The sequence below is a fragment of the Pseudomonas sp. S2_E02 genome, from assembly GCF_054668355.1.
Genome location: NZ_CP162761.1, coordinates 3,902,314 through 3,923,312, shown reverse-complemented (window position 1 = coordinate 3,923,312; position 20,999 = coordinate 3,902,314). Strand labels below are relative to the sequence as shown.

16 protein-coding genes are annotated in these 20,999 nt (G+C 59.7%); 8 read left to right on the top strand and 8 right to left on the bottom strand.

What is annotated here, in order from left to right:
- The first annotated feature begins 64 nt into the window (after positions 1–64).
- From AB4O01_RS17660 to AB4O01_RS17635, 6 genes are all read left to right on the top strand, one after another.
- Complete coding sequence (locus AB4O01_RS17660; protein ID WP_093429944.1) at positions 65–361, top strand: pyrroloquinoline quinone biosynthesis protein PqqE; 297 nt, start codon at positions 65–67, stop codon at positions 359–361.
- 274 nt (positions 362–635) lie between these two features.
- The gene (locus AB4O01_RS17655) at positions 636–2,441 is read left to right on the top strand and encodes a phenylacyl-CoA dehydrogenase (protein WP_175555483.1); all 1,806 of its coding nucleotides are present in this window, start codon (positions 636–638) and stop codon (positions 2,439–2,441) included.
- 270 nt (positions 2,442–2,711) lie between these two features.
- On the top strand, positions 2,712–4,814 hold the full coding sequence (locus AB4O01_RS17650; RefSeq protein WP_460089113.1) for a cytochrome-c peroxidase: 2,103 nt from the start codon (positions 2,712–2,714) through the stop codon (positions 4,812–4,814).
- Between the two features lie 198 nt (positions 4,815–5,012).
- Positions 5,013–6,302 carry a GGDEF domain-containing protein gene (locus tag AB4O01_RS17645; protein WP_093429947.1) on the top strand — a complete coding sequence of 430 codons (1,290 nt, stop codon included), beginning with the start codon at positions 5,013–5,015 and terminating at the stop codon, positions 6,300–6,302.
- Positions 6,303–6,392: 90 nt separating this feature from the next.
- Positions 6,393–8,189, top strand: coding sequence for an acyl-CoA dehydrogenase C-terminal domain-containing protein (locus AB4O01_RS17640; RefSeq protein ID WP_460089112.1), 1,797 nt, complete (start codon positions 6,393–6,395; stop codon positions 8,187–8,189).
- Positions 8,190–8,399: 210 nt separating this feature from the next.
- Positions 8,400–10,178, top strand: a complete 1,779-nt coding sequence (locus AB4O01_RS17635; protein WP_460089111.1) for an acyl-CoA dehydrogenase C-terminal domain-containing protein — start codon at positions 8,400–8,402, stop codon at positions 10,176–10,178.
- Between the two features lie 227 nt (positions 10,179–10,405).
- Here AB4O01_RS17635 and AB4O01_RS17630 read toward each other — a convergent pair whose 3' ends face one another.
- Positions 10,406–11,320 (bottom strand): LysR family transcriptional regulator, encoded by a 915-nt coding sequence (locus tag AB4O01_RS17630; protein ID WP_099757343.1) that lies wholly within the window; start codon positions 11,318–11,320, stop codon positions 10,406–10,408.
- Between the two features lie 169 nt (positions 11,321–11,489).
- On the opposite strand from AB4O01_RS17630, the gene AB4O01_RS17625 reads away from it, so the two are divergent.
- Complete coding sequence (locus tag AB4O01_RS17625) at positions 11,490–12,773, top strand: aspartate aminotransferase family protein (RefSeq protein ID WP_460089110.1); 1,284 nt, start codon at positions 11,490–11,492, stop codon at positions 12,771–12,773.
- A gap of 194 nt (positions 12,774–12,967) precedes the next feature.
- Positions 12,968–13,126 (top strand): YqaE/Pmp3 family membrane protein, encoded by a 159-nt coding sequence (locus AB4O01_RS17620; RefSeq protein WP_003228885.1) that lies wholly within the window; start codon positions 12,968–12,970, stop codon positions 13,124–13,126.
- A 133-nt stretch (positions 13,127–13,259) separates the two neighbouring features.
- Here AB4O01_RS17620 and AB4O01_RS17615 read toward each other — a convergent pair whose 3' ends face one another.
- The 7 genes from AB4O01_RS17615 to pqqF all read right to left on the bottom strand — a co-directional run bounded on the left by AB4O01_RS17615 (position 13,260) and on the right by pqqF (position 20,968).
- On the bottom strand, positions 13,260–15,071 hold the full coding sequence (locus tag AB4O01_RS17615; protein ID WP_460089109.1) for a S9 family peptidase: 1,812 nt from the start codon (positions 15,069–15,071) through the stop codon (positions 13,260–13,262).
- The gene (pqqE, locus tag AB4O01_RS17610; RefSeq protein WP_460092280.1) at positions 15,037–16,176 is read right to left on the bottom strand and encodes a pyrroloquinoline quinone biosynthesis protein PqqE; all 1,140 of its coding nucleotides are present in this window, start codon (positions 16,174–16,176) and stop codon (positions 15,037–15,039) included. Before pqqE ends, AB4O01_RS17615 begins: the two co-directional genes overlap by 35 nt.
- Positions 16,169–16,444 (bottom strand): pyrroloquinoline quinone biosynthesis peptide chaperone PqqD, encoded by a 276-nt coding sequence (pqqD, locus tag AB4O01_RS17605; protein ID WP_007910068.1) that lies wholly within the window; start codon positions 16,442–16,444, stop codon positions 16,169–16,171. The genes pqqE and pqqD overlap by 8 nt, the downstream gene beginning before the upstream one ends.
- Positions 16,441–17,193: a pyrroloquinoline-quinone synthase PqqC gene (gene pqqC / locus AB4O01_RS17600; protein WP_093429953.1), complete on the bottom strand. Its 753-nt coding sequence runs from the start codon at positions 17,191–17,193 to the stop codon at positions 16,441–16,443. Before pqqC ends, pqqD begins: the two co-directional genes overlap by 4 nt.
- Positions 17,194–17,329: 136 nt before the next feature.
- The gene (pqqB, locus tag AB4O01_RS17595) at positions 17,330–18,241 is read right to left on the bottom strand and encodes a pyrroloquinoline quinone biosynthesis protein PqqB (protein ID WP_460089108.1); all 912 of its coding nucleotides are present in this window, start codon (positions 18,239–18,241) and stop codon (positions 17,330–17,332) included.
- An 81-nt stretch (positions 18,242–18,322) separates the two neighbouring features.
- Positions 18,323–18,397, bottom strand: a complete 75-nt coding sequence (gene pqqA / locus AB4O01_RS17590) for a pyrroloquinoline quinone precursor peptide PqqA (protein ID WP_003422658.1) — start codon at positions 18,395–18,397, stop codon at positions 18,323–18,325.
- A gap of 156 nt (positions 18,398–18,553) precedes the next feature.
- Positions 18,554–20,968, bottom strand: coding sequence for a pyrroloquinoline quinone biosynthesis protein PqqF (gene pqqF / locus AB4O01_RS17585; RefSeq protein WP_460089107.1), 2,415 nt, complete (start codon positions 20,966–20,968; stop codon positions 18,554–18,556).
- Positions 20,969–20,999 lie beyond the last annotated feature (31 nt).

The following is a 20,999-nucleotide window of genomic DNA, read 5'->3' as shown; positions in this document are numbered from 1 at the left end:
GGGTGTTTTTCTGGCGCCTCTGGTTCAATGGCGCCATTGATCCTTCCCAAGGATGAGAACTGTTATGGAAATCTCCGGTAACACAGCTTTTTATGCAGGTCTGAGCTCGATTCAGAGCGGGCAGAACCGCGTTGATCAGGCCGCCAGCCAGATTGCCAACAACACCATTGAGCGTTCGGTCACCAGCCAGTCTTCGGAAGCGCAGGTCGATCGTCTGCGTGGCGTTGATCGCAGCCAGCAAATGGACCTGGGCAGCGACATGGTGCAAATGGCCCAAGGCAAATTTCAGGTGGAGCTGGGCGTAAAAGTCGCCAAAGCTTCCGACGAAATGCTCGGTACGATCATCGACACCTTCGCCTGATTTTTCGCCATCTACACCCTGAACGCCGCGCTTTGTCGCGGCGTTTTTCGTTGTAAGTCCTTCTCCCTCAACTAATCTTTTTTCAGCACCCGTGACTCGATCGAGCGCATGGCGGTTTGCTGTGTCCGGCGTTTGAAAGATGCGATGACGAACGGCAAAAGATCGATGCTTGACAAGATTTCGGCGTAAACGTATGTTTCAAACAACTGTTTGACCGTCACAACAAATCAACACGGTCGTTCATTCCCGGTTACATCAGCAGAGGTTTATCGCTATGCCTGACTACAAGGCCCCCTTGCGTGATATTCGCTTCGTTCGTGACGAACTGCTCGGCTACGAAGCGCACTATCAGAGCCTTCCGGCTTGCGCAGACGCAACTCCAGACATGGTTGACGCCATTCTCGAAGAAGGCGCCAAGTTTTGTGAGCAGGTACTGGCGCCGCTGAACCGCGTGGGCGACCTCGAAGGTTGCACCTGGAGCGAGTCCGGCGTGAAAACCCCGACCGGCTTCAAAGAGGCTTACAAGCAATTCGTCGAAGGCGGCTGGCCAAGCCTGGCGCACGACGTTGAGCACGGCGGCCAAGGCTTGCCGGAGTCGCTGGGTCTGGCAGTGAGCGAGATGGTTGGCGAAGCCAACTGGTCGTGGGGCATGTACCCAGGCCTGTCGCACGGTGCGATGAACACCATCTCCGAGCACGGCACCCCTGAGCAGCAAGAAGCCTATCTGACCAAACTGGTTTCCGGCGAATGGACCGGCACCATGTGCCTGACCGAACCACACTGCGGCACCGACCTGGGCATGCTGCGCACCAAGGCCGAACCTCAGGCTGATGGCTCCTATAAAGTCTCCGGCACCAAGATCTTCATCTCGGCCGGTGAACACGACATGGCCGACAACATCGTCCACATCGTACTGGCCCGCCTGCCGGATGCACCGGCCGGCACCAAAGGCATCTCGCTGTTCATCGTTCCAAAGTTCATGCCCAATGCTGATGGCACCGTCGGTGCACGCAACGCAGTGAGTTGCGGTTCGCTGGAACACAAGATGGGCATCCACGGCAATGCCACTTGCGTGATGAACTTCGACGGCGCTACCGGTTACCTGATCGGCCCGGCGAACAAAGGCCTGAACTGCATGTTCACCTTTATGAACACCGCTCGCCTGGGTACCGCGCTGCAAGGTCTGGCCCACGCCGAAATCGGTTTCCAGGGCGGCCTGAAATACGCTCGCGACCGTCTGCAAATGCGCTCCCTGACTGGCCCGAAAGCGCCGGACAAAGCCGCTGACCCGATCATCGTGCACCCTGACGTACGCCGCATGCTGTTGACCATGAAGGCTTTCGCCGAAGGCAACCGTGCGATGGTGTACTTCACCGCCAAACAGGTCGACATCGTCAAATACGGCGTCGATGAAGAAGAGAAAAAGAAAGCCGACGCATTGCTGGCCTTCATGACCCCGATCGCCAAGGCGTTCATGACCGAAGTCGGTTTTGAATCCGCCAACCACGGCGTACAGATCTACGGCGGCCACGGCTTCATCGCCGAGTGGGGCATGGAGCAGAACGTTCGCGACAGCCGCATTTCGATGCTGTACGAAGGCACCACCGGTATCCAGGCACTCGATCTGCTGGGCCGTAAAGTGCTGATGACGCAAGGCGAGGCCCTGAAAGGCTTCACCAAGATCGTCCACAAGTTCTGCCAGAACAACGAAGGCAACGAAGCCGTTGCAGAGTTCGTCGCACCGTTGGCGGCAATCAACAAGGAATGGGGCGAGCTGACCATGAAGGTCGGTATGGCTGCCATGAAAGATCGCGAAGAAGTCGGCGCGGCCTCCGTGGATTACCTGATGTACTCCGGTTATGCCTGCCTGGCTTACTTCTGGGCCGACATGGCGCGTGTAGCAGCCGAGAAGCTGGCAGAAGGCAGTGGCGACGCGGCGTTCTACACCGCCAAGCTGCAAACCGCGCGCTTCTACTTCCAGCGCATCCTGCCACGCACCCGTACCCACGTGGCCACCATGCTGTCGGGCGCCAACAACCTGATGGACATGAAAGAAGAAGACTTCGCACTGGGCTACTAAGCCTTAACGTGGTCTTTTGAAAAACCGCTGCTCCTTAGGGGGCGGCGGTTTTTTTTGCGCTGGATTACCCCCAACACCGGGGATGTTTCCCCAGCAGAAACGGTGAGCTGACAACGCGCAGCCCCAGCGTTTATTGATTCAAAATGTTTCTCGGAAGGGTGGCCAATTAATTGCACTGCGCAGATTAACCGGCGCTCACGAGAAATCCTGTGCTGTTTCACGACGCCTCTCGCCCGGCGAACTCATAACAACAACGTCAGGGTGAAGCATATGAACATCTGTCGACTTGTCGGGTTAACCCTCACGCTAAGTGCCTGCGGCGCCATGGCGGCTGATCCTTTGGAAGTGGATCCGCCGGTGCCGGAAGTGCCGAGCCTGCAATCACTGCGAGGCATGGTTCCGCCCGATCCTTCAGGAACCGAGGGTGGCCGTAAAGTCGACCTGATGACCGACTACGTGCTCAACCGGTCCGCCGCAATCCTGCTGGGCAAAGCGCTGTTCTGGGACATGGAAGTCGGCAGCGACGGCGCCACGGCGTGTGCGTCCTGCCATTACCACGCCGGCGTCGATCACCGCATCACCAACCAGCTCAACCCCGGCCAGGCGCACACCAATGCCAACGTCGCTTCGATCTTCAACAAACCCTTTGTAGCGTCGGATATTCCCGGCGATGTGGCGTCCTACGCGACGCTGTCCGGCGGCAAGGGCGGGCCGAACTACACACTGAAGAAAAACGACTTCCCGACCCATGTGCTGAGTAATCCACTGGAGCGCAACTCGCCGATTGTTTACTCGACGGACGACGTGATCGGCTCCCAAGGCGTGTTCGACGCCAATTTCGTCAAACCCAACCAGCCACGTTTCGACAAATGCACCCAGCAGCCTGACGGCATCTTCCAGGTCGGCGGCATCAACGTGCGCCGCAGCACCGGGCGCAACGCGCCGTCGGTGATCAACGCAGCGTTCAATGTGCGCAACTTTTGGGACGGACGGGCGAATAACGTGTTTAACGGCTTCTCGCCGTTCGGCAATCGCGACCCTGATGCGGCGATTTACGTGACCAGCGAGCGCAGCACCGTGGCAAGCAAAGTCCGGCTGGCGCTCAACGATGCTTCTGCGGCGTCGCAAGCAGTTGGTCCGCCCGGGAGCGGGGTGGAAATGTCCTGCGGTGGCCGCACTTTCGCCGACATCGGCCGGCGCATGCTTGATCAGTTGATGCTCAAGCAACAGCGGATTTCTTCCAACGACTCCGTGCTCGCTTCGGTATCCGGCGCGCGGCGTCCGACTTATCGCGAATTGATCAAAAATGCCTTCCAGCCACGCCTGTGGAACGCCACACAAAATGTGCTGGTGGGCGGTGCACCGTATACACAGATGGAAGCCAACTTCCCGCTGTTCTTCGGGTTGGCGATTCAGATGTACGAATCCACCCTGATCTCTGACCAGGCGCCGATTGATGCCTATCTGCAAGGCGATTCAGCCGCGATGAACGCGCAGCAGGTTCAGGGCATGAATCTGTTCCTCGGCAAGGGCAAATGCGTCAATTGCCACGGCGGCGCGGAGCTGACCAACGCGGCCAGCCGCCTGCTGATGCACCCGCGTGAACGCATCGAACGCATGGTCATGGCCGATAACCTGATCACCCTTTACGACAACGGCTTCTACAACACCGGTGTACGTCCGACCTCTGAAGACCTCGCGCTCGGTGGCTCGGATGCCTGGGGTAACCCATGGTCGTTCAGCCGCCAGTACAACAAGCTGTTGCAAGGCGGCAGCATCCCCGATCCGCTGGACGTCGATGTCTGCACCTTCGAGGCGCCGCTGAGCGCAGCGATTCCGTGCGACGCCACGCTCAAGCCCAACGTCAACTTCCGTGATTCGGTCGACGGCGCCTTCAAGACGCCGACCTTGCGCAACATCGCGCTGACCGGGCCGTACTTCCACAACGGCAGCCGCGCCACGCTTAAACAGGTGATGGAGTTCTACAACCGTGGCGGCGACCGTCGTGGCGAAGACGCCAACAACACCAGCGGTTTCGAGCATCCTTCGGCGAATCAGCACAACACCTCAAATCTCGATCCGGACATGACCAATCTCAACCTGACGCCGGATGAGATCGACGCACTGGTGAAATTCATGGAAGTCGGCCTGACCGATCCGCGCGTGGCCTGGGAGCGGGCGCCGTTCGATCATCCGTCGCTGGTTCTTCCGCAGGGCGAGATCGGCGATGAAAACGCCGTGACCCAGCGGCCGGCCAGTCCGAAAGTCACCACCCGGCAAGCGACCGACGCTTTGTTCTCGCTCAAGCCATACGGGGCCGAGGGCCGGAGTTCGGCGGAGGGGCCGTTGTTGCCGTTCTACAACGATCTGTGAGGGATATTTTCAAGTCTGGCCATCAGTGATGGTGGCCAGCACGGCAAATCGGGCAAAAAACTTGGCAAATCGCTCAGATAGTCAGGTTTTCTGCCGTTAAAGAGACTGCGTGTGATCTGGATCACATTGTGTGTGCTTAACTGCACGCATTGCAGGCACAATGCCATCTCTTTGCTATGACGGGTCGGAGCTTTACCCTTGCCGCGTTCTTCCGCTGTACGTTTCAGTCATTTCCTGCCATCACTGCTGTTGTTACTAGCGGGGTTGGCGGCTGCGTACGTCAAAGACCTCAGCGTGTTCTTCACGTCGCTGTTCAATGTGTTGCCGACGTTGGTGCTGTTGCTGGGCGGCGCGTATTGCGCGGTTTATCGCCGTCAGCGCGAGCTGTTTCTGATGCTCACGGTGTACATCGCCTACTTTCTGCTCGACACCCAGACCGACTATTACCGCGACAACGGCAAGGTCCGCGAAGACGCTGCGGTGGTCTTCCACCTCGTCTGCCTGCTGTTGCCGTTGTTGTTCGGCTTGTTCGCCGCATGGCAGGAACGTACACATCTGTTCCAGGACATGGTCGCGCGTTTCGCCGTGTTGCTGGCCTTTGGCAGCGTGGCATTGGGGCTTGAGCAAAGTTATCCCCAGGCATTGCTGATGTGGCTCTCGGAAATTCGCTGGCCGGCGCTGCACGGCGCGTGGATGAGTCTTATCCAGCTCTCGTATCCAGTGTTCATCTCGGCGTTCCTGCTACTGGCCTGGCAGTACTGGCGCAATCCGCGTCCACTGCATGCGGCGCAATTGGTTGGCCTGCTCGGCGTGTTCTGGATGCTGCCGAAAACCTTCATCCTGCCGTTCACCCTGAACATCATGTGCAGCCAGGTGATGTTGATGATTGCCGCTGCGGTTGCGCACGAGGCTTATCAGATGGCCTTCCGCGACGAACTCACCGGTCTGCCGGGCCGCCGCGCGCTCAACGAACGCATGCAGCGCTTGGGTCGCAACTATGTATTGGCGATGAGCGACGTCGATCACTTCAAGAAATTCAACGACACCCACGGTCACGATGTCGGTGACCAGGTACTGCGTCTGGTCGCCAGCAAGCTGTCGAAAATCAGCGGTGGCGGTAGGGCGTATCGCTATGGCGGTGAGGAATTCGCCCTGGTGTTCGCAGGCAAAACCCTTGAGGAATGCATGCCGCACCTTGAGGTGATCCGCGAGTCGATTGCGTCCTACAACATTCAACTACGCAATCAGGAAAACCGCCCGCAGGATGATCAGCAAGGTCGTCAGCGCCGCGCCGGCTCTGGTGCTTCCAGCGTTTCGGTGACGGTCAGCATCGGCGTTGCCGAACGAGTGGAGCAGCGCAACCCGGAACAAGTGCTGAAGTCCGCCGACGAGGCGCTCTATGCCGCAAAAGGCGCGGGGCGTAACTGCGTGATGGCATACGGACAAAACCGCCGTGGCGCGGTGCGCATGGACACGGCCGCAGGTTGAGTGATGACGGCGCATTCAGCGTCTGCACAGTGATTGTGGGGTGTGGTGGCCAGCAGTAGGTTGGAGCAATCTGCTGACGGAGAAGCCACCATGCCTGAGTACAAAGCCCCCCTGCGCGACATGCGCTTTCTGATCGATCACGTCTTCGACTTCCACAGCAATTACGCCGCCCTTGGCGCGCACGACGCCAGCCCGGACATGATCAACGCGATCCTCGAAGAGGGCGCGAAGTTCTGTGAGAACGTTCTGGCGCCGCTCAATCGCAGCGGTGATGAAGAGGGCTGCCATTTCGACAACGGCGTGGTGACAACGCCTGCAGGCTTCAAGCAAGCCTTCGCACAATACGTGGAAGGCGGCTGGCACGGTCTGGCGGCGGATCCGGCTTACGGCGGCCAAGGCCTGCCGAGCTCGCTTGGGCTGGTGATCAGCGAGATGGTCGGCTCCAGCAACACTTCCTGGGGCATGTACCCGGGCCTGACCCACGGCGCGATGTCGGCGATCCATGCCCACGGCAGCGCCGAGCAGAAAGACACCTACCTGAACAAACTCACCGCCGGGCAATGGACCGGCACCATGTGCCTGACCGAAGCCCACTGCGGCACCGATCTGGGCATCATCAAGACCCGCGCCGTGCCTCAGGCTGATGGTAGTTACGCGGTCACCGGCAGCAAGATTTTCATCTCTGCCGGCGAGCACGACATGAGCGACAACATCATCCATCTGGTGTTGGCCAAATTGCCCGACGCTCCAGCCGGAACCAAAGGGATTTCGCTGTTTATCGTGCCGAAGTTCTTGCCGGATACGGCGGGTGAAGCGGGCGAGCGCAACGGTGTTTCCTGTGGTTCGATCGAACACAAGATGGGCATCAAGGCTTCAGCCACTTGTGTGCTGAACTTCGATAGCGCCAAGGGCTATCTGATCGGTGAGCCGAACAAGGGCCTGAACTGCATGTTCACCATGATGAACCACGCGCGGCTAGGCACCGGCATGCAGGGTTTGTGTCTGGGCGAAGCAAGCTTCCAGGGCGCGATCAAATACGCCAACGACCGCTTGCAGATGCGCGCGCTGACCGGCGCCAAAGCCCCGGATAAAACTGCCGACCCGATCATTGTCCACCCGGACGTGCGGCGCATGCTGCTGACCATGAAAGCCTTTAACGAAGGCAATCGGGCGCTGACCTACTTCACCGCGCAGTTGCTCGATGTCGCGCATCTGGGCAGCGATGCCGAGGCGCGTCAGGAGGCCGAAGACTTGTTGGCGTTTCTCACGCCAATCTGCAAGGCCTTCATGACCGACACTGGCCTGGAGGTGACCAACCACGGCATGCAGGTGTTCGGCGGCCACGGTTTCATTCGCGAATGGGGCATGGAGCAGTTGGTTCGCGACTGTCGGATTGCGCCGATCTACGAAGGCACCAATGGCATTCAGGCCTTGGATCTGCTTGGGCGCAAGGTGCTCGGCAGTCAGGGCAAGTTGTTGCGTGGCTTCACCAAAATCGTCCACAAGTTCTGCGCGGCCAACGTCGAACACCCGCAACTGGGCGGTTTCGTTGCGCAGCTCAATGAGCTGAACCAGCAGTGGGGCGACCTGACGATGAAGGTCGGCATGGCGGCGATGAAGAACCCGGATGAAGTGGGCGCGGCGTCGGTGGATTACCTGATGTACAGCGGTTACATCATCCTTGGCTATCTGTGGTTGCGCATGGGCCTGGTGGCGCAGGCGCAACTGGAGGCGGGCGAGGGCGAGGGGGATTACCTGCGCGGGAAATTGGCGACCTGCGAGTTTTACTTCAAGCGCTTGTTGCCGCGTACGGCGGCGCATCGTGCGGCGATCGAGGCGGGGAGTGATTGCTTGATGAAGTTGCCGGCTGAAATGTTTGCGCTTTAAGGAAGATCAAAAGATCGCAGCCTGCGGCAGCTCCTACATAGGATCGAGTTTTATCTGTAGGCGCTGGCGAAGGCTACGATGTTTTTTGGTGACTAAAAATAACAAATCAGTCACTGGTTGACCCTATGTGTCGCAAAAGTTGTTGAGGTACACTCGGGCTCAGAAAACATCATTCCACGAATCACCTGTTTAGATCTTGCGAGGTTTGCCATGGCTGACTACAAAGCGCCGCTGCGCGATATGCGCTTCGTCCTCAATGAAGTGTTCGAAGTCGCCAAACTATGGGCCGAACTGCCGGCCCTGGCCGAGACCGTCGACGCCGAAACCGTTGAAGCCATTCTCGAAGAGGCCGGCAAAGTCACCAGCAAAAGCATCGCACCTCTGAGCCGCGCTGCCGACGAAGAAGGCTGCCACTGGAAGGACGGTGCCGTCACCACGCCGGCCGGTTTCCCACAGGCTTATCAGACGTACGCTGAAGGCGGCTGGGTTGGCGTCGGTGGCGATCCGCAATACGGCGGCATGGGCATGCCCAAAGCCGTGTCGGCGCAAGTCGAAGAAATGGTCAACTCCGCCAGCCTGTCCTTCGGTCTGTACCCGATGCTGACCGCCGGCGCCTGCCTGTCGATCAACGCTCACGCCAGCGAAGAGCTGAAAGCCGCGTACCTGCCGAACATGTACGCTGGCGTCTGGGCCGGCTCGATGTGCCTGACCGAGCCGCACGCCGGCACCGACCTGGGGATTATTCGCACCAAGGCCGAGCCTCAGGCCGACGGCTCCTACAAAGTCAGCGGCACCAAGATCTTCATCACTGGTGGCGAACACGACCTCACCGAAAACATCATTCACCTGGTGCTGGCCAAGCTGCCGGACGCCCCGGCCGGTCCTAAGGGCATCTCGCTGTTCCTCGTGCCGAAGTTCATGGTCAACGCCGACGGCAGCCTCGGCGCGCGCAACCCGGCGAACTGCGGTTCGATCGAACACAAAATGGGCATCCAGGCGTCCGCGACCTGTGTGATGAACTTCGATGAAGCCGTGGGCTATCTGGTCGGTGAGCCGAACAAAGGCCTGGCCGCGATGTTCACCATGATGAACTACGAGCGTTTGGGCGTCGGCATCCAAGGTCTGGCCACCGGCGAGCGCTCCTATCAGAACGCCGTCGAATACGCCCGCGACCGTCTGCAAAGCCGTTCGCCAACCGGCGCGCAGAACAAAGAAAAAGTCGCTGACCCGATCATCGTCCACCCGGACGTACGGCGCATGTTGCTGACCATGAAAGCCTCGAACGAGGGCGGCCGTGCGTTCTCCACCTACGTAGCGATGCAGCTCGACACCGCCAAGTTCAGCGAAGACGCCACCACCCGCAAACGTGCGGAAGATCTGGTCGCGTTGCTGACGCCGGTGGCCAAGGCATTCCTCACCGACCTGGGTCTGGAAACCACCGTGCACGGCCAGCAGATTTTCGGCGGCCACGGCTACATCCGCGAGTGGGGTCAGGAGCAACTGGTACGTGACGTGCGCATCACCCAGATCTATGAAGGCACCAACGGCATTCAGGCGCTGGACCTGGTCGGGCGCAAGATCGTCGGCAGCGGTGGCTCTTTCTACAAGCTGTTCGCTGACGAGATTCGCCATTTCACCGCGACGGCCAGCGCCGATCTGGGTGAATTCACCAAGCCGCTGAACGATGCCGTCGACACTCTCGACGAGCTGACCTCGTGGCTGCTGGATCGGGCGAAAAACAACCCGAACGAAATCGGCGCGGCTTCGGTCGAATATTTGCAAGCATTCGGATACACAGCGTACGCCTACATGTGGGCACTGATGGCCAAAGCTTCGCTGGGCAAAGAAGCGCAAGACGATTTCTATGCCAGCAAACTGGGCACCGCGCGCTTCTACTTCGCCCGTTTGCTGCCGCGTATCCACTCGTTGAGTGCGTCGGTGAAGGCCGGTAGCGAGTCGCTATTCCTGCTGGATGCGGCGCAATTCTGACGCGATGACGTCATGTAAGCATTCTCTTACATGACGTGCTGCTGTTCTCCCATATGCGTAGATTGGATCCACGGCTAATCTACATTTCATGGACGTCGCGCAGGAAGCGCAAAGCAACAACACGGACACGTAGGATTCTGCCAGGGTGGCGGAGTGAAATGGATGTCAGGGAAACAGTCTGCAAAGCCCCGCTTCGGCGGGGTTTTCTTTTGCCTGAAGAAAAGTGCTCAGACCAGAGGATCTCTCTCTGGCCGCACTTCACGCTCCATCACTTCCTCCAGCAATGTCTGCAATAGCGCCAAAGGTGCCTGCTGGCGCTGCACATCGCGACAGACCAACCCAACTTTCAGCGGTACGCGCGGTTCGCTCAGCGGTTTCCAGAGCAGATCCTGATCGTCGTACTCCTTTTGCGAACGCCCCGGCAGCACCGTCGCCAGTTTGGTGTGCGGCAGACTGTCGAGAATGCCCACCATATTGTTCAGCTCTGCCTGCACCTGTGGACGTCGCCCCAGAGCGGTCAGTTGCGCCTGCCAGATCTGGCGGATCTGAAACTCTTCGCCCAGCAGCAACATCGGCAGTTCAGCCGCCTGGCGCATCGAAACTTTCTTGAATTCACGCAGTGGATGATCCGCTGGGATGACCAGCGTCAGCTCATCTTCGTAGAGCATCACGCCGTGCAGGCCGGGTTGGCGCGGCGGCAGGTAACTGATGCCGATGTCCAAAGAACCGTTGAGCAGCCGCCGCTCGATCTCAAGTCCGGTCAATTCATAGATCTGCACCACCAGATGTGGCTGTGCCTTGCGCACCCGCTCAAGCATTTGCGGAACGAGACTGGTGTGAACCGTTTGCAGCACGCCGATCGCCAGCGTGCGCAAGGCCTGGCCCTTGAAGTTGCCCAATGCCTCACGCGCCCGCTGCAATCCGTCGAGCAGCGGCAAGGCGTGGTTGTACAACGTGTGCGCGGCGAGGGTTGGCAGCAGACGCTTGCTGCTGCGCTCGAACAGGGTAACGTCGAGGTTCTGTTCGAGCTGGCGGATCTGCTGCGACAGTGCCGGTTGCGAGATCGACAGGCGTTCGGCGGCGCGACCGACATGGCCTTCTTCGTAGACCGCGACGAAATAACGCAGTTGTTTGAAATCCATAAGTAATGCTTATCGAAAATGCTGGTAAATCGAAATGGCCCGCAGGCCTCAGTGAGCCTAGTCTAACCGCATTCACAAGGCTTACAGGGCCAGAAAGCGCGATGAATAGCGTTCGCTTCGACAGTGTTTGCATAGGCAGTTCAAAACACCTTAAACGCGGTGTTTTTCAATGAATCTGTTCAGTTTGCGGCGCCAGACGCCGAGTCTTGATGACCTCGCCTTTGAGGTTGATCCTTCTGATTTCAACGAAAATCTGAGCACCGAACGCCTGATGCCCAGCGTCGAACGGCCGCAACAGGTGTTCGTTCGTGGTCAGGGTTCCTGGTTGTGGGACAGCAACGATCGTGCGTACCTCGACTTTTCCCAGGCCGGTGGCGCCAACAGTCTTGGTCACAGTCCTTCGGCATTGGTCAAAGCCATCAGCAGTCAGGCGCAGGCACTGATCAATCCCGGCTTCAATCTGCACAATCGAGGCATGCTCAGCCTCGCCGAACGTCTGTGCGCCAGCACCGGTAGCGATCAGGCCTATCTACTCAACAGCGGCAGCGAAGCCTGTGAAGCGGCGATCAAACTCGGGCGCAAGTGGGGCCAACTGCGTCGTGGCGGCGCCTCGCGAATCATTGTCGCGAAGCAGGGTTGCCATGGCCGCAGTCTGGCGACGATTTCTGCCTCCGACAGCTGCAACCTGCACAACCGTTTCGCGCCGTTGCTGCCGGGTTTCGATCTGGTGCCGTTCAACGACTTGCCGGCCCTGCACGCGGCGGTCGATGCGCAAACCGTGGCGATCATGCTTGAACCGATCCAGAGCGATGCGGGGGTGGTGCCGGCGACCGGGCATTATCTAAAAGGTGTTGAACGTCTGTGCCGAGAGCTGGGCATTCTGCTGATTCTCGATGAAGTGCAAACCGGCATCGGTCGCTGTGGCACCTTGCTTGCCGAACAGTCCTATGGCGTACGCGCCGATATCGTCGTGCTCGGCAAAGGCCTTGGCGGCGGTGTGCCCTTGGCGGCGCTGCTGGCGCGAGGCAAGGCGTGTTGTTTCGACGCGGGTGAACTGGGCGGCACGCATCACGGCAATGCGCTGATGACAGCGGCTGGTCTCGTGGTGCTCGACAGCGTGTACGACCGCAGCTTCCTGCAGCAGGTCAACGATAATGGCCAGCATCTGCGCGAAGGCCTGGCCCGATTGGCGCACCGCTACGACCACGGCGAATTGCGCGGCCAAGGCCTGTTCTATGGTCTGACCCTGTCGGACGATTCCGCCGATGCTGTGGTCCATGCAGCCCTGCACGAAGGCCTGCTGCTCAACGCCCCGCAAGCCAACTGTTTGCGCTTCACCCCGGCCCTTACCGTCAGCAAAACCAACATCGACGAAATGCTCCTGCGCCTGGGCCGCGCGTTCTCGCGAGTGCGCACCGCGCAACTGCAATGCCGTAAAGGGATTGCCGTCTGAGCTGAACTTTCCTACCCGATTTCCAGAACCGTCTCGCGGTATAACGCACGCCCCACGCCTGATTCTTTTGGCGTGGGGCGTTTTTTTGTGAGGTGATGGCGATCAAATGGCAGTTGCACTGAACCCTGACGAACGGCGCAGGTCGATTAGCTTGTATGGCTCATGTGAGCCAACCCCCATTCAGGAGCTGACCCATGGACTTCATTCGCATCATCATCGCCATTCTGTTGCCGCCACTGGGTGTGTTTCTGCAGGTCGGGTTTGGCGGGGCGTTCTGGTTGAACATTCTGCTGACGTTGTGCGGGTATATTCCGGGGATCGTGCATGCGGTGTACATCATCGCCAAGCGTTGAGTACTGCTGCGCCTGATAGATAGCTTTCGCGAGCAGGCTCGCTCCCACAGGGGATTTGTGAACAACACAGATCCAATGTCGGAGCGAGCCTGCTCGCGAATGGGGCAATTCGGTTTTGAACGGGGCGCGGTGATCAGTCCGCCAATCCCATCACCCGCCGATAGAACTTCCACTCCTGCTCCAGCGCATGCGCTTGATTGGCCGCGCGGCGGAAGCCGTGGCGTTCGTCGGGGTAGTAATGCGCTTCGACGGGGATGTCGTTCTGCTCCAGCGCCGTGACCATGTCGCGGGTCTGTTGTGGCACGACCACGGCATCCAGCTCACCCTGAAAGAAAATCACCGGTACGCGGATATTGTTTGCGTGCAACAACGGCGTGCGGGCGGCGTAGCGTTCGGCGTCTTGCTCGGGATCGCCGATCAGCCAGTCCAGATAATCACCTTCAAATTTGTGCGTAGCCCGAGCCAATGCAACCGGATCGCTGACGCCGTACAAACTCGCTCCAGCGCGGAAGACTTGCTTGAACGCCAGCGCACATAACGTGGTGTAGCCACCTGCGCTGCCGCCACGAATGAATGCGCGATCACCGTCGATCAAATCCTGGCCGGCGAGATAACTCACCACCGCACAAGCATCCTCGACATCCACCTCACCCCAGCTCAGATGCAAGGCCTGCCGATATTCGCGGCCATACCCGCTGCTGCCGCGATAGTTGAGATCGGCCACGGCGAAGCCGCGTTGCGTCCAGTATTGAATGCGCGGGTCGAGCATCGGGTAGCAGGCCGATGTCGGGCCGCCGTGGATGAACACCACCAGCGGCGGGTTTGTCTCGCCGCTCATGGCCGGATAAAAGAACCCATGCGCTTCGCCCGAACCGCTTGGGTAGCACAGGGTTTGCGGACGGCTGATGCGCTCAGCAGGCAAGGGCGCTACGCCACCCACCAGCACGTTCACTTCTCGCGTGGTTCGATCAACGGCGATGACCGCCGAAGGACTGATCGGTGAGGCGGCGATGCAGTAGATAAATCGCTCATCCACAGCGAGATGACGGAAGCGGCTGTAGTCACCAGTGAAATCTTCGTCACCGAGCGTCAGGCGACCAAAACCACCTTCGCTCCAGCTCGCCAAAAACGCATTCTCAACAGGCAACCAAGTGCAGCCGCCCAGTTGCCACGGTGCTGGCGCGTGATCGGCTTGCGCAGCAGGTAATCGCTCCAAACCGTCGGAAGTCTCAGCCCACGGCTGCCAGAATCCACCACGATCGGTCAGGCAATAAAGGCGATTGTCGGCATCGAATCGTGGTTGTTGGATGGACTCTTCAAACTCGGCGCCGGCAACGCATCGCGGCGAACCAAAAGCGCTATTGGTCGAACGCTCAGCCACCATCAACCGGGTCGACGTCCACGGCTGATGCGGCCGACTCCACTCGATCCAGGCCAAACGCTGGCCATCCACACTGATAATTGGTGCCGCATAAAAGTCCGCGCCCTCAGCCAACAAATGTCTTGCGCTGTCAGCCAGATCAATCGCCACCAGTCGATGCTGATCACGCTCTTCTTCCACCGCCAGCACCTGGCCGAAGGCAAAATGGAGATCACCGTAACGGCACTCTCCCGACGTCAGCGCCTCTGGCTCACCACCCAGCGTCTGGCGATACAACTGCTGATCCGTCTCAGCAACGAATGCCACCCCATCGGGTGTCAGACAAAACGCACCGCCGCCATATTCGTACACCCGACTGCGCACGCTAAAACCATTCGGCGTCAGACATTTCGCCAATCCATCGCGCCAATGCCAGATCCGGCAGGCGGCATCCTCAGGACGATATTCATTCCAGAACAGCCCGTTGGCACCGAGCTGCAGTTCGGCAAAGTCCATACCGGCAGCGACGGCTTGCGAGGCGCTGAAAGGCTCAGCCTTTGGCGATGAGGCGCGAGTTTCGTTCATTGCGGAAGGCCAGTTGTTCGATGGTTTGAGTGGCAGTCTCGGCTTCTTCGCGGGCCTTGAGAATCACGCCGTGATGTTCGGACTTGCTGCACACCGGGTCGGCATTGCTCGCATCACCGGTGAGCATGAACGCCTGACAGCGGCAGCCGCCGAAGTCTTTTTCTTTCTCGTCGCACGAACGGCACGGCTCGGGCATCCAGTTGTAACCACGGAAGCGGTTGAAGCCGAACGAGTCGTACCAGATGTGTTGCATGCTGTGATCGCGCACATTGGGAAATTGCACCGGCAGCTGTCGGGCGCCATGACAAGGCAGGGCGGTGCCGTCCGGTGTGACCGTCAGAAAAATACTGCCCCAGCCGTTCATGCAGGCTTTCGGGCGTTCTTCGTAGTAATCCGGGGTGACGAAAATCAACTTGCACGGATGCCCTTCGGCTTCCAGTTTCGCGCGGTATTCGTTGGTGATGCGCTCGGCACGGACCAGTTGCTCTTTGGTCGGCAACAGGCCGACACGATTGAGCTGCGCCCAACCGTAAAACTGGCAGGTGGCGAGTTCGACAAAGTCGGCCTCAAGTGCAATGCACAGCTCGATGATGCGGTCGATTTTGTCGATGTTGTGCCGGTGGGTGACGAAGTTCAGCACCATCGGATAGCCGTGGGCCTTCACTGCGCGGGCCATTTCCAGCTTTTGCGCGAAGGCCTTTTTCGAGCCGGCGAGCAGGTTGTTCACTTGCTCGTCGCTGGCCTGGAAACTGATCTGGATGTGATCCAGGCCAGCCTTTTTGAAGTCGCTGATTTTCTGCTCGGTCAGGCCGATGCCGGAGGTGATCAGGTTGGTGTAGAAACCCAACTGCCGCGCTTCATGAATCAGCTCGGCGAGATCCTGACGCACCAGCGGCTCGCCGCCGGAAAAGCCCAGTTGCGCCGCGCCCATCTCCCGCGCTTCGCGGAACACTTTGATCCACTGTTCGGTGCTCAGCTCTTTGCCCTGCTCGGCGAAATCCAGCGGATTGGAGCAGTACGGGCATTGCAGCGGGCAGCGGTAGGTCAGCTCGGCGAGCAGCCACAGCGGCAGGCCGACTTCAGGCTTGGGCGGCAGATCAGGCAAGTTCGATCCAGTGCTGCGCACGGGCAACCTCCATGAATTGCTCGATGTCGTCACCGAGCTCGGGCACGCCGGGGAACTGCTCATCGAGTTTGGCAATAATCGCCGCAACGTCGCGTTCGCCGTCGATCAAGCCGCCGATCAGCGCGGCGCTGTCGTTGAGTTTGATCATGCCTTCGGGGTAGAGCAGCACGTGACCTTTCTGCGCCGGCTCGTACTGGAAGCGGTAGCCGGGACGCCAGGTCGGGACTTTGCTGCGGTCGAAACTCATAAGGTGATTCCTTTATGCCAGACGCGTTGTTCGGTGACGCTGTGATACGGCGGGCGGTTCAGTTCGTAGGCCATGCTCATGGCATCGAGCATGCTCCAAAGAATGTCGAGTTTGAACTGGAGAATTTCCAGCATGCGTTCCTGGCCTTCGCGGGTCTTGTAGTGCTCGAGCGTGATCGCCAGACCGTGCTCGACATCACGCCGGGCCTGACCGAGGCGGGTGCGGAAGTATTCGTAACCGGCCGGATCGATCCACGGGTAATGCTGTGGCCAGCTGTCGAGGCGCGACTGATGGATCTGCGGCGCGAACAGTTCAGTCAGCGAGCTGCTGGCGGCTTCCTGCCAACTGGCCCTGCGGGCGAAGTTGACGTAGGCATCGACGGCGAAACGTACGCCGGGCAGTACCAGTTCCTGGGAGCGCAATTGATCCGGATCGAGGCCGACCGCTTGACCGAGTCGCAGCCAGGCTTCGATGCCGCCGTCTTCGCCTGGGGCGCCGTCGTGGTCGAGCAGACGTTGAATCCACTCGCGGCGGATTTCCCTATCGGGGCAGTTCGCGAGGATCGCCGCGTCCTTCAGGGGGATGTTCACCTGATAGTAGAAGCGGTTGGCGACCCAGCCCTGAATCTGTTCGCGGGTGGCGCGGCCTTGGTACATCGCCACGTGGTAGGGGTGGTGTATGTGGTAGTAGGCGCCTTTGGCGCGCAGGGCCGCTTCGAATTCGGCGGGGGACAGCGGGGTGTCGGTCATTGCGGTTCTCCGGGGAACAACCGTTGGAATCCTGGGTGTTTATTCGGACGCTTTCGCGAGCAAGCTCGCTCCCACAGGGTTTGTGAACGCCACAGATCCAATGTGGGAGCGAGCTTGCTCGCGAAGAGGCCGGTGGCTACAGCACAATACTCATGCCATCGAACGCCACTTCAACATTACGCCGGGCCAACTCGGCACGCTCCGGCGAATCTTCGTCGAGAATCGGGTTGGTGTTGTTGATGTGGATAAGCACTTTGCGCTGCTCAGGCAACTGCTCCAGCACTTCGAGCATGCCGCCAGGGCCGTTCTGCGCCAGATGGCCCATCTCGCGACCGGTGCGGGTGCCGACGCCACGGCGCTGCATTTCATCGTCATCCCACATCGTGCCGTCCACCAGCAGGCAATCGCTGCCGGCCATGATCTCCAGCAACGGCGCATCGACTTTGCCCAGACCCGGCGCGTAGAACAATTTGCCGCCGGTGGTCAGGTCTTCAACGATCAAACCGATGTTGTCGCCCGGGTGCGGATCAAAGCGATGCGGCGAGTACGGCGGCGCCGCGCTGCGCAGGGGCAGCGGGGTGAAACGCAGGTTCGGGCACGCCGCCACGGTGAAGCTCTGGTCGAGTTCGATGCGGTTCCAGTTCAAGCCGCCGTTCCAGTGGGTAAGCATCTTGAACAACGGGAAACCGGTGCTGAGGTCTTCGTGAACCATGTCCGTGCACCAGACCTGATGCGGGCAGCCTTCGCGCAGGCTGAGCAGGCCGGTGGTGTGGTCGATCTGGCTGTCCATCAGGATGATCGCGCTGATGCCGGTGTCACGCAGGGCGCGGCCCGGTTGCATCGGGGCGAAGCTTTGCAGCTGCGCGCGGATGTCCGGCGAGGCGTTGCACAGCACCCAGTTCACGCCGTCATCGGAAATCGCGATGGACGATTGAGTGCGGGCCTTGGCATTCAGGCTGCCGTCGCGAAAGCCTGCGCAATTGACGCAGTTGCAGTTCCACTGCGGAAAACCGCCACCGGCGGCCGAACCCAGAATCTGGACGAACATGAACGCTCCATCATTTCTACGCGGAAAATAAAACGCCCCGGCGAGCCGAGGCGTTGCACTGCAATTCTACGTAAGCAGAACTCAGCGGCTGGCGAAGTACATGGTGACTTCGAAGCCGATACGCAGGTCGGTGTAAGCAGGTTTTGTCCAGGACATGGGTGTCTCCTTCAGGGTGGGTGGGATAGCGCTGTCCATAGGTATAGTCCACGGCAGCGCAAAGATGTTCCAAATAGTTAGGCGGCTATGTTACTCAAAATTTCACCGGGTTTGCCCGTGAATATTCGAGAAAGCTCCTTGCAGCCTCGGTAATGATCAGTTTGTCGTTTGCCATGGGTTACCGGGTGCGGGGTCGCTGGCGAGACAGAGCCAGCCGCCTTCGGCGTTGATCAAGCGCTGTGCTGCGTTAAACAACGCCTGGCGATCGAGTTGGCCAATGGCGGCGAGCAATTGCCCAAGATAATCCGACGAGTGGCCTGCGAGTCTGGCCTGCCAGAGCAACTCGGCAGCATCTTTGCTGGATAGATTGGCGTCGTCGAATTGATCCGCGAGGTTTTGCCGCCGCTGGTTGAGGCTGACCTCATCAAGTTGTTCGATCAGCGCGGGCATACCTTTGAGGAACTGTTGAATGTGCTCGAGCAACTCCGCAGGTCTGGCGCTCGGAGATTGCACGCCGAACAGCAGGGCGGTTTGGCCATTCATCTCGCGAAGCGCACTGAACACCGCGTAGCCCAATTGCAATTCGACGCGCAGGCGCTGGTAGAACGGCGTCTGGCACACCTGCGCCAACAGTCGCCACGCGGCGTCCTCGACGATGTCGCGGCTGGCGCCGGGGCAGAACAACAGCACGGCGTGTTCGCTGGAGGCGGTATCGACATGGCGCCAGTGTTTTTGCGCGGTGATTGCCGCCGGCGCTGCCAGATGGTTGTCCGGGATGCCGGGAACCCGGCTCAGGGCCAGGCCCATGGCGGACTGGGTCTGTTGGCTCAGTCCCAACGCGAGGCCGTCCCAATGCGAAGTTGTCCACAGCTGTGGGGCGTCGTCGCTGGTTTTAGCTGATTCCAGCGCCTGTTCCGGCAGCGCTTTCAGCAACTCGCGAATGGGGATCAGCGGCGTTTCCGCCTCACTACGCAACGAATCGGCGTCAACTTGCGTCAGACATTTCAGCGCATGCTCCAGGACGCTGGGCATTGGCTCCTGCAGGCCATTGAGCTTGAGCAACCATTGATGCCCTGTGGTGCTGAAAGACAACTCGACTCCAGCCTCGCGCGCGTCTTGCTGAGTTTGCCGGAGACTGCGTTGCAATCTCGAGTGCAGATCAGGGCTGGCGGCAGACTCAACCTGCCAACGCAGATAAATCGCGCCTTCATCGCCGCTGTCCGGCAAGACCTGGCTGAACTGCATCGGCGAGCGTTCGCGACGGCCGCGCGAGCGATCCTGAGCAAATGTACGAAGGCCACGGTGGGCGCTGGTCTGGCCACGAATCAGGCCCGCATTGGCGAGCGGTTCGCTGGCGCGCAGAAATGGATTGGCAGCAGGTAATCGCCAGTGGGCGCTGAAGTTATCCACAACACCGATTTCACGGAGCAGGTGTTTGAGGGCGCTGATGCCGCTGTCGGACAGCCCACACTCTTGTCGCTCGCTGTCGACTCGTGCCAGTTGCAGCGCACCGCTGACTTGTTGCTGGCGCTGAACCAGGGCCATGTATTCCGCCCGCAGCGGCGTCCAATCCTGTTGCGCGAAGAAGCTCAGCCAATCCTTTGCGCGTTCGCTAATGACGTTCATCGATTCGGCTGGTGCGATGAATGCCAGATGCAGCAAGGCTTGCCCGGCAAAGCAGTACAGTGGTGAGGCTTTCAGATCATCCGCCAGATTCTGTTCCAGCAGATGCGCCAGCAACCCACCGGGCTTGGCACTGTTAAGCCAGTGGCAGAGGAATGCCATTGCCTCGGCGGAAGACTCCGGCAAATCATCGAACGCAAACAGCAGATTGGCGCGTCGCTCAGCGGCCTGTTGATAACTTTTCACCGCCAGTTGCAGGGGAGCAGCCTGCACCATTTTATCCCCAGCCGGTAAAGCCGCTGCGAACTGCGCGGCCAGTGCACGCAGCTCTTCAAGGCTCTGCGGCCCCACCAGGCTCAAGCTCATTTGTCCGGTGCGATAGAACTGCTGGTGGAAATCCTTCAACGCCTGTTGAAACGCTGGCAATTCCACTTTCAGGCTGTCCCGATTCCCCGCATGAAATCCGCGCAACGGATGCTCTGCCGGTAAACCCTCATACAACGCAAACTGCTGCTGAGCCGCAGGATCTTGCGACCAGGCGACAAATTCCGCCTGCAACACTTCTCGTTCCCGCAGCTGATCGTCCAGATTCATACGCGGCTTGGCGAGCATGTCTGACAGACGCTCCAACCCCTCGCTGAACGAGCGCGTCGGCAGCTCAAAGAAAAAGTCAGTGGTGCGTTCGCGAGTGCTGGCATTCACTTGGCCACCGTGGCGCTGCACGTAGGCCATCAACCCTTCGTCCGCCGGAAAACGCTCAGTGCCGAGAAACAGCAAATGCTCGAGGAAATGCGCCAGCCCCGGCCACGCCAATGGCGCGTCATGACTACCGGCAGCTACTCGCAGGGCAGCGGCACTGCGCTTGAGGCCTGGCGCATGACGCAGGGTCACGCGCAAGCCGTTGGCCAGGGTTTCGGTGTGGGGGCGGGGGTGAGTCGGCGCAGGCATGGGCACTTCCAGAACAGTGAAGTGCCCATGC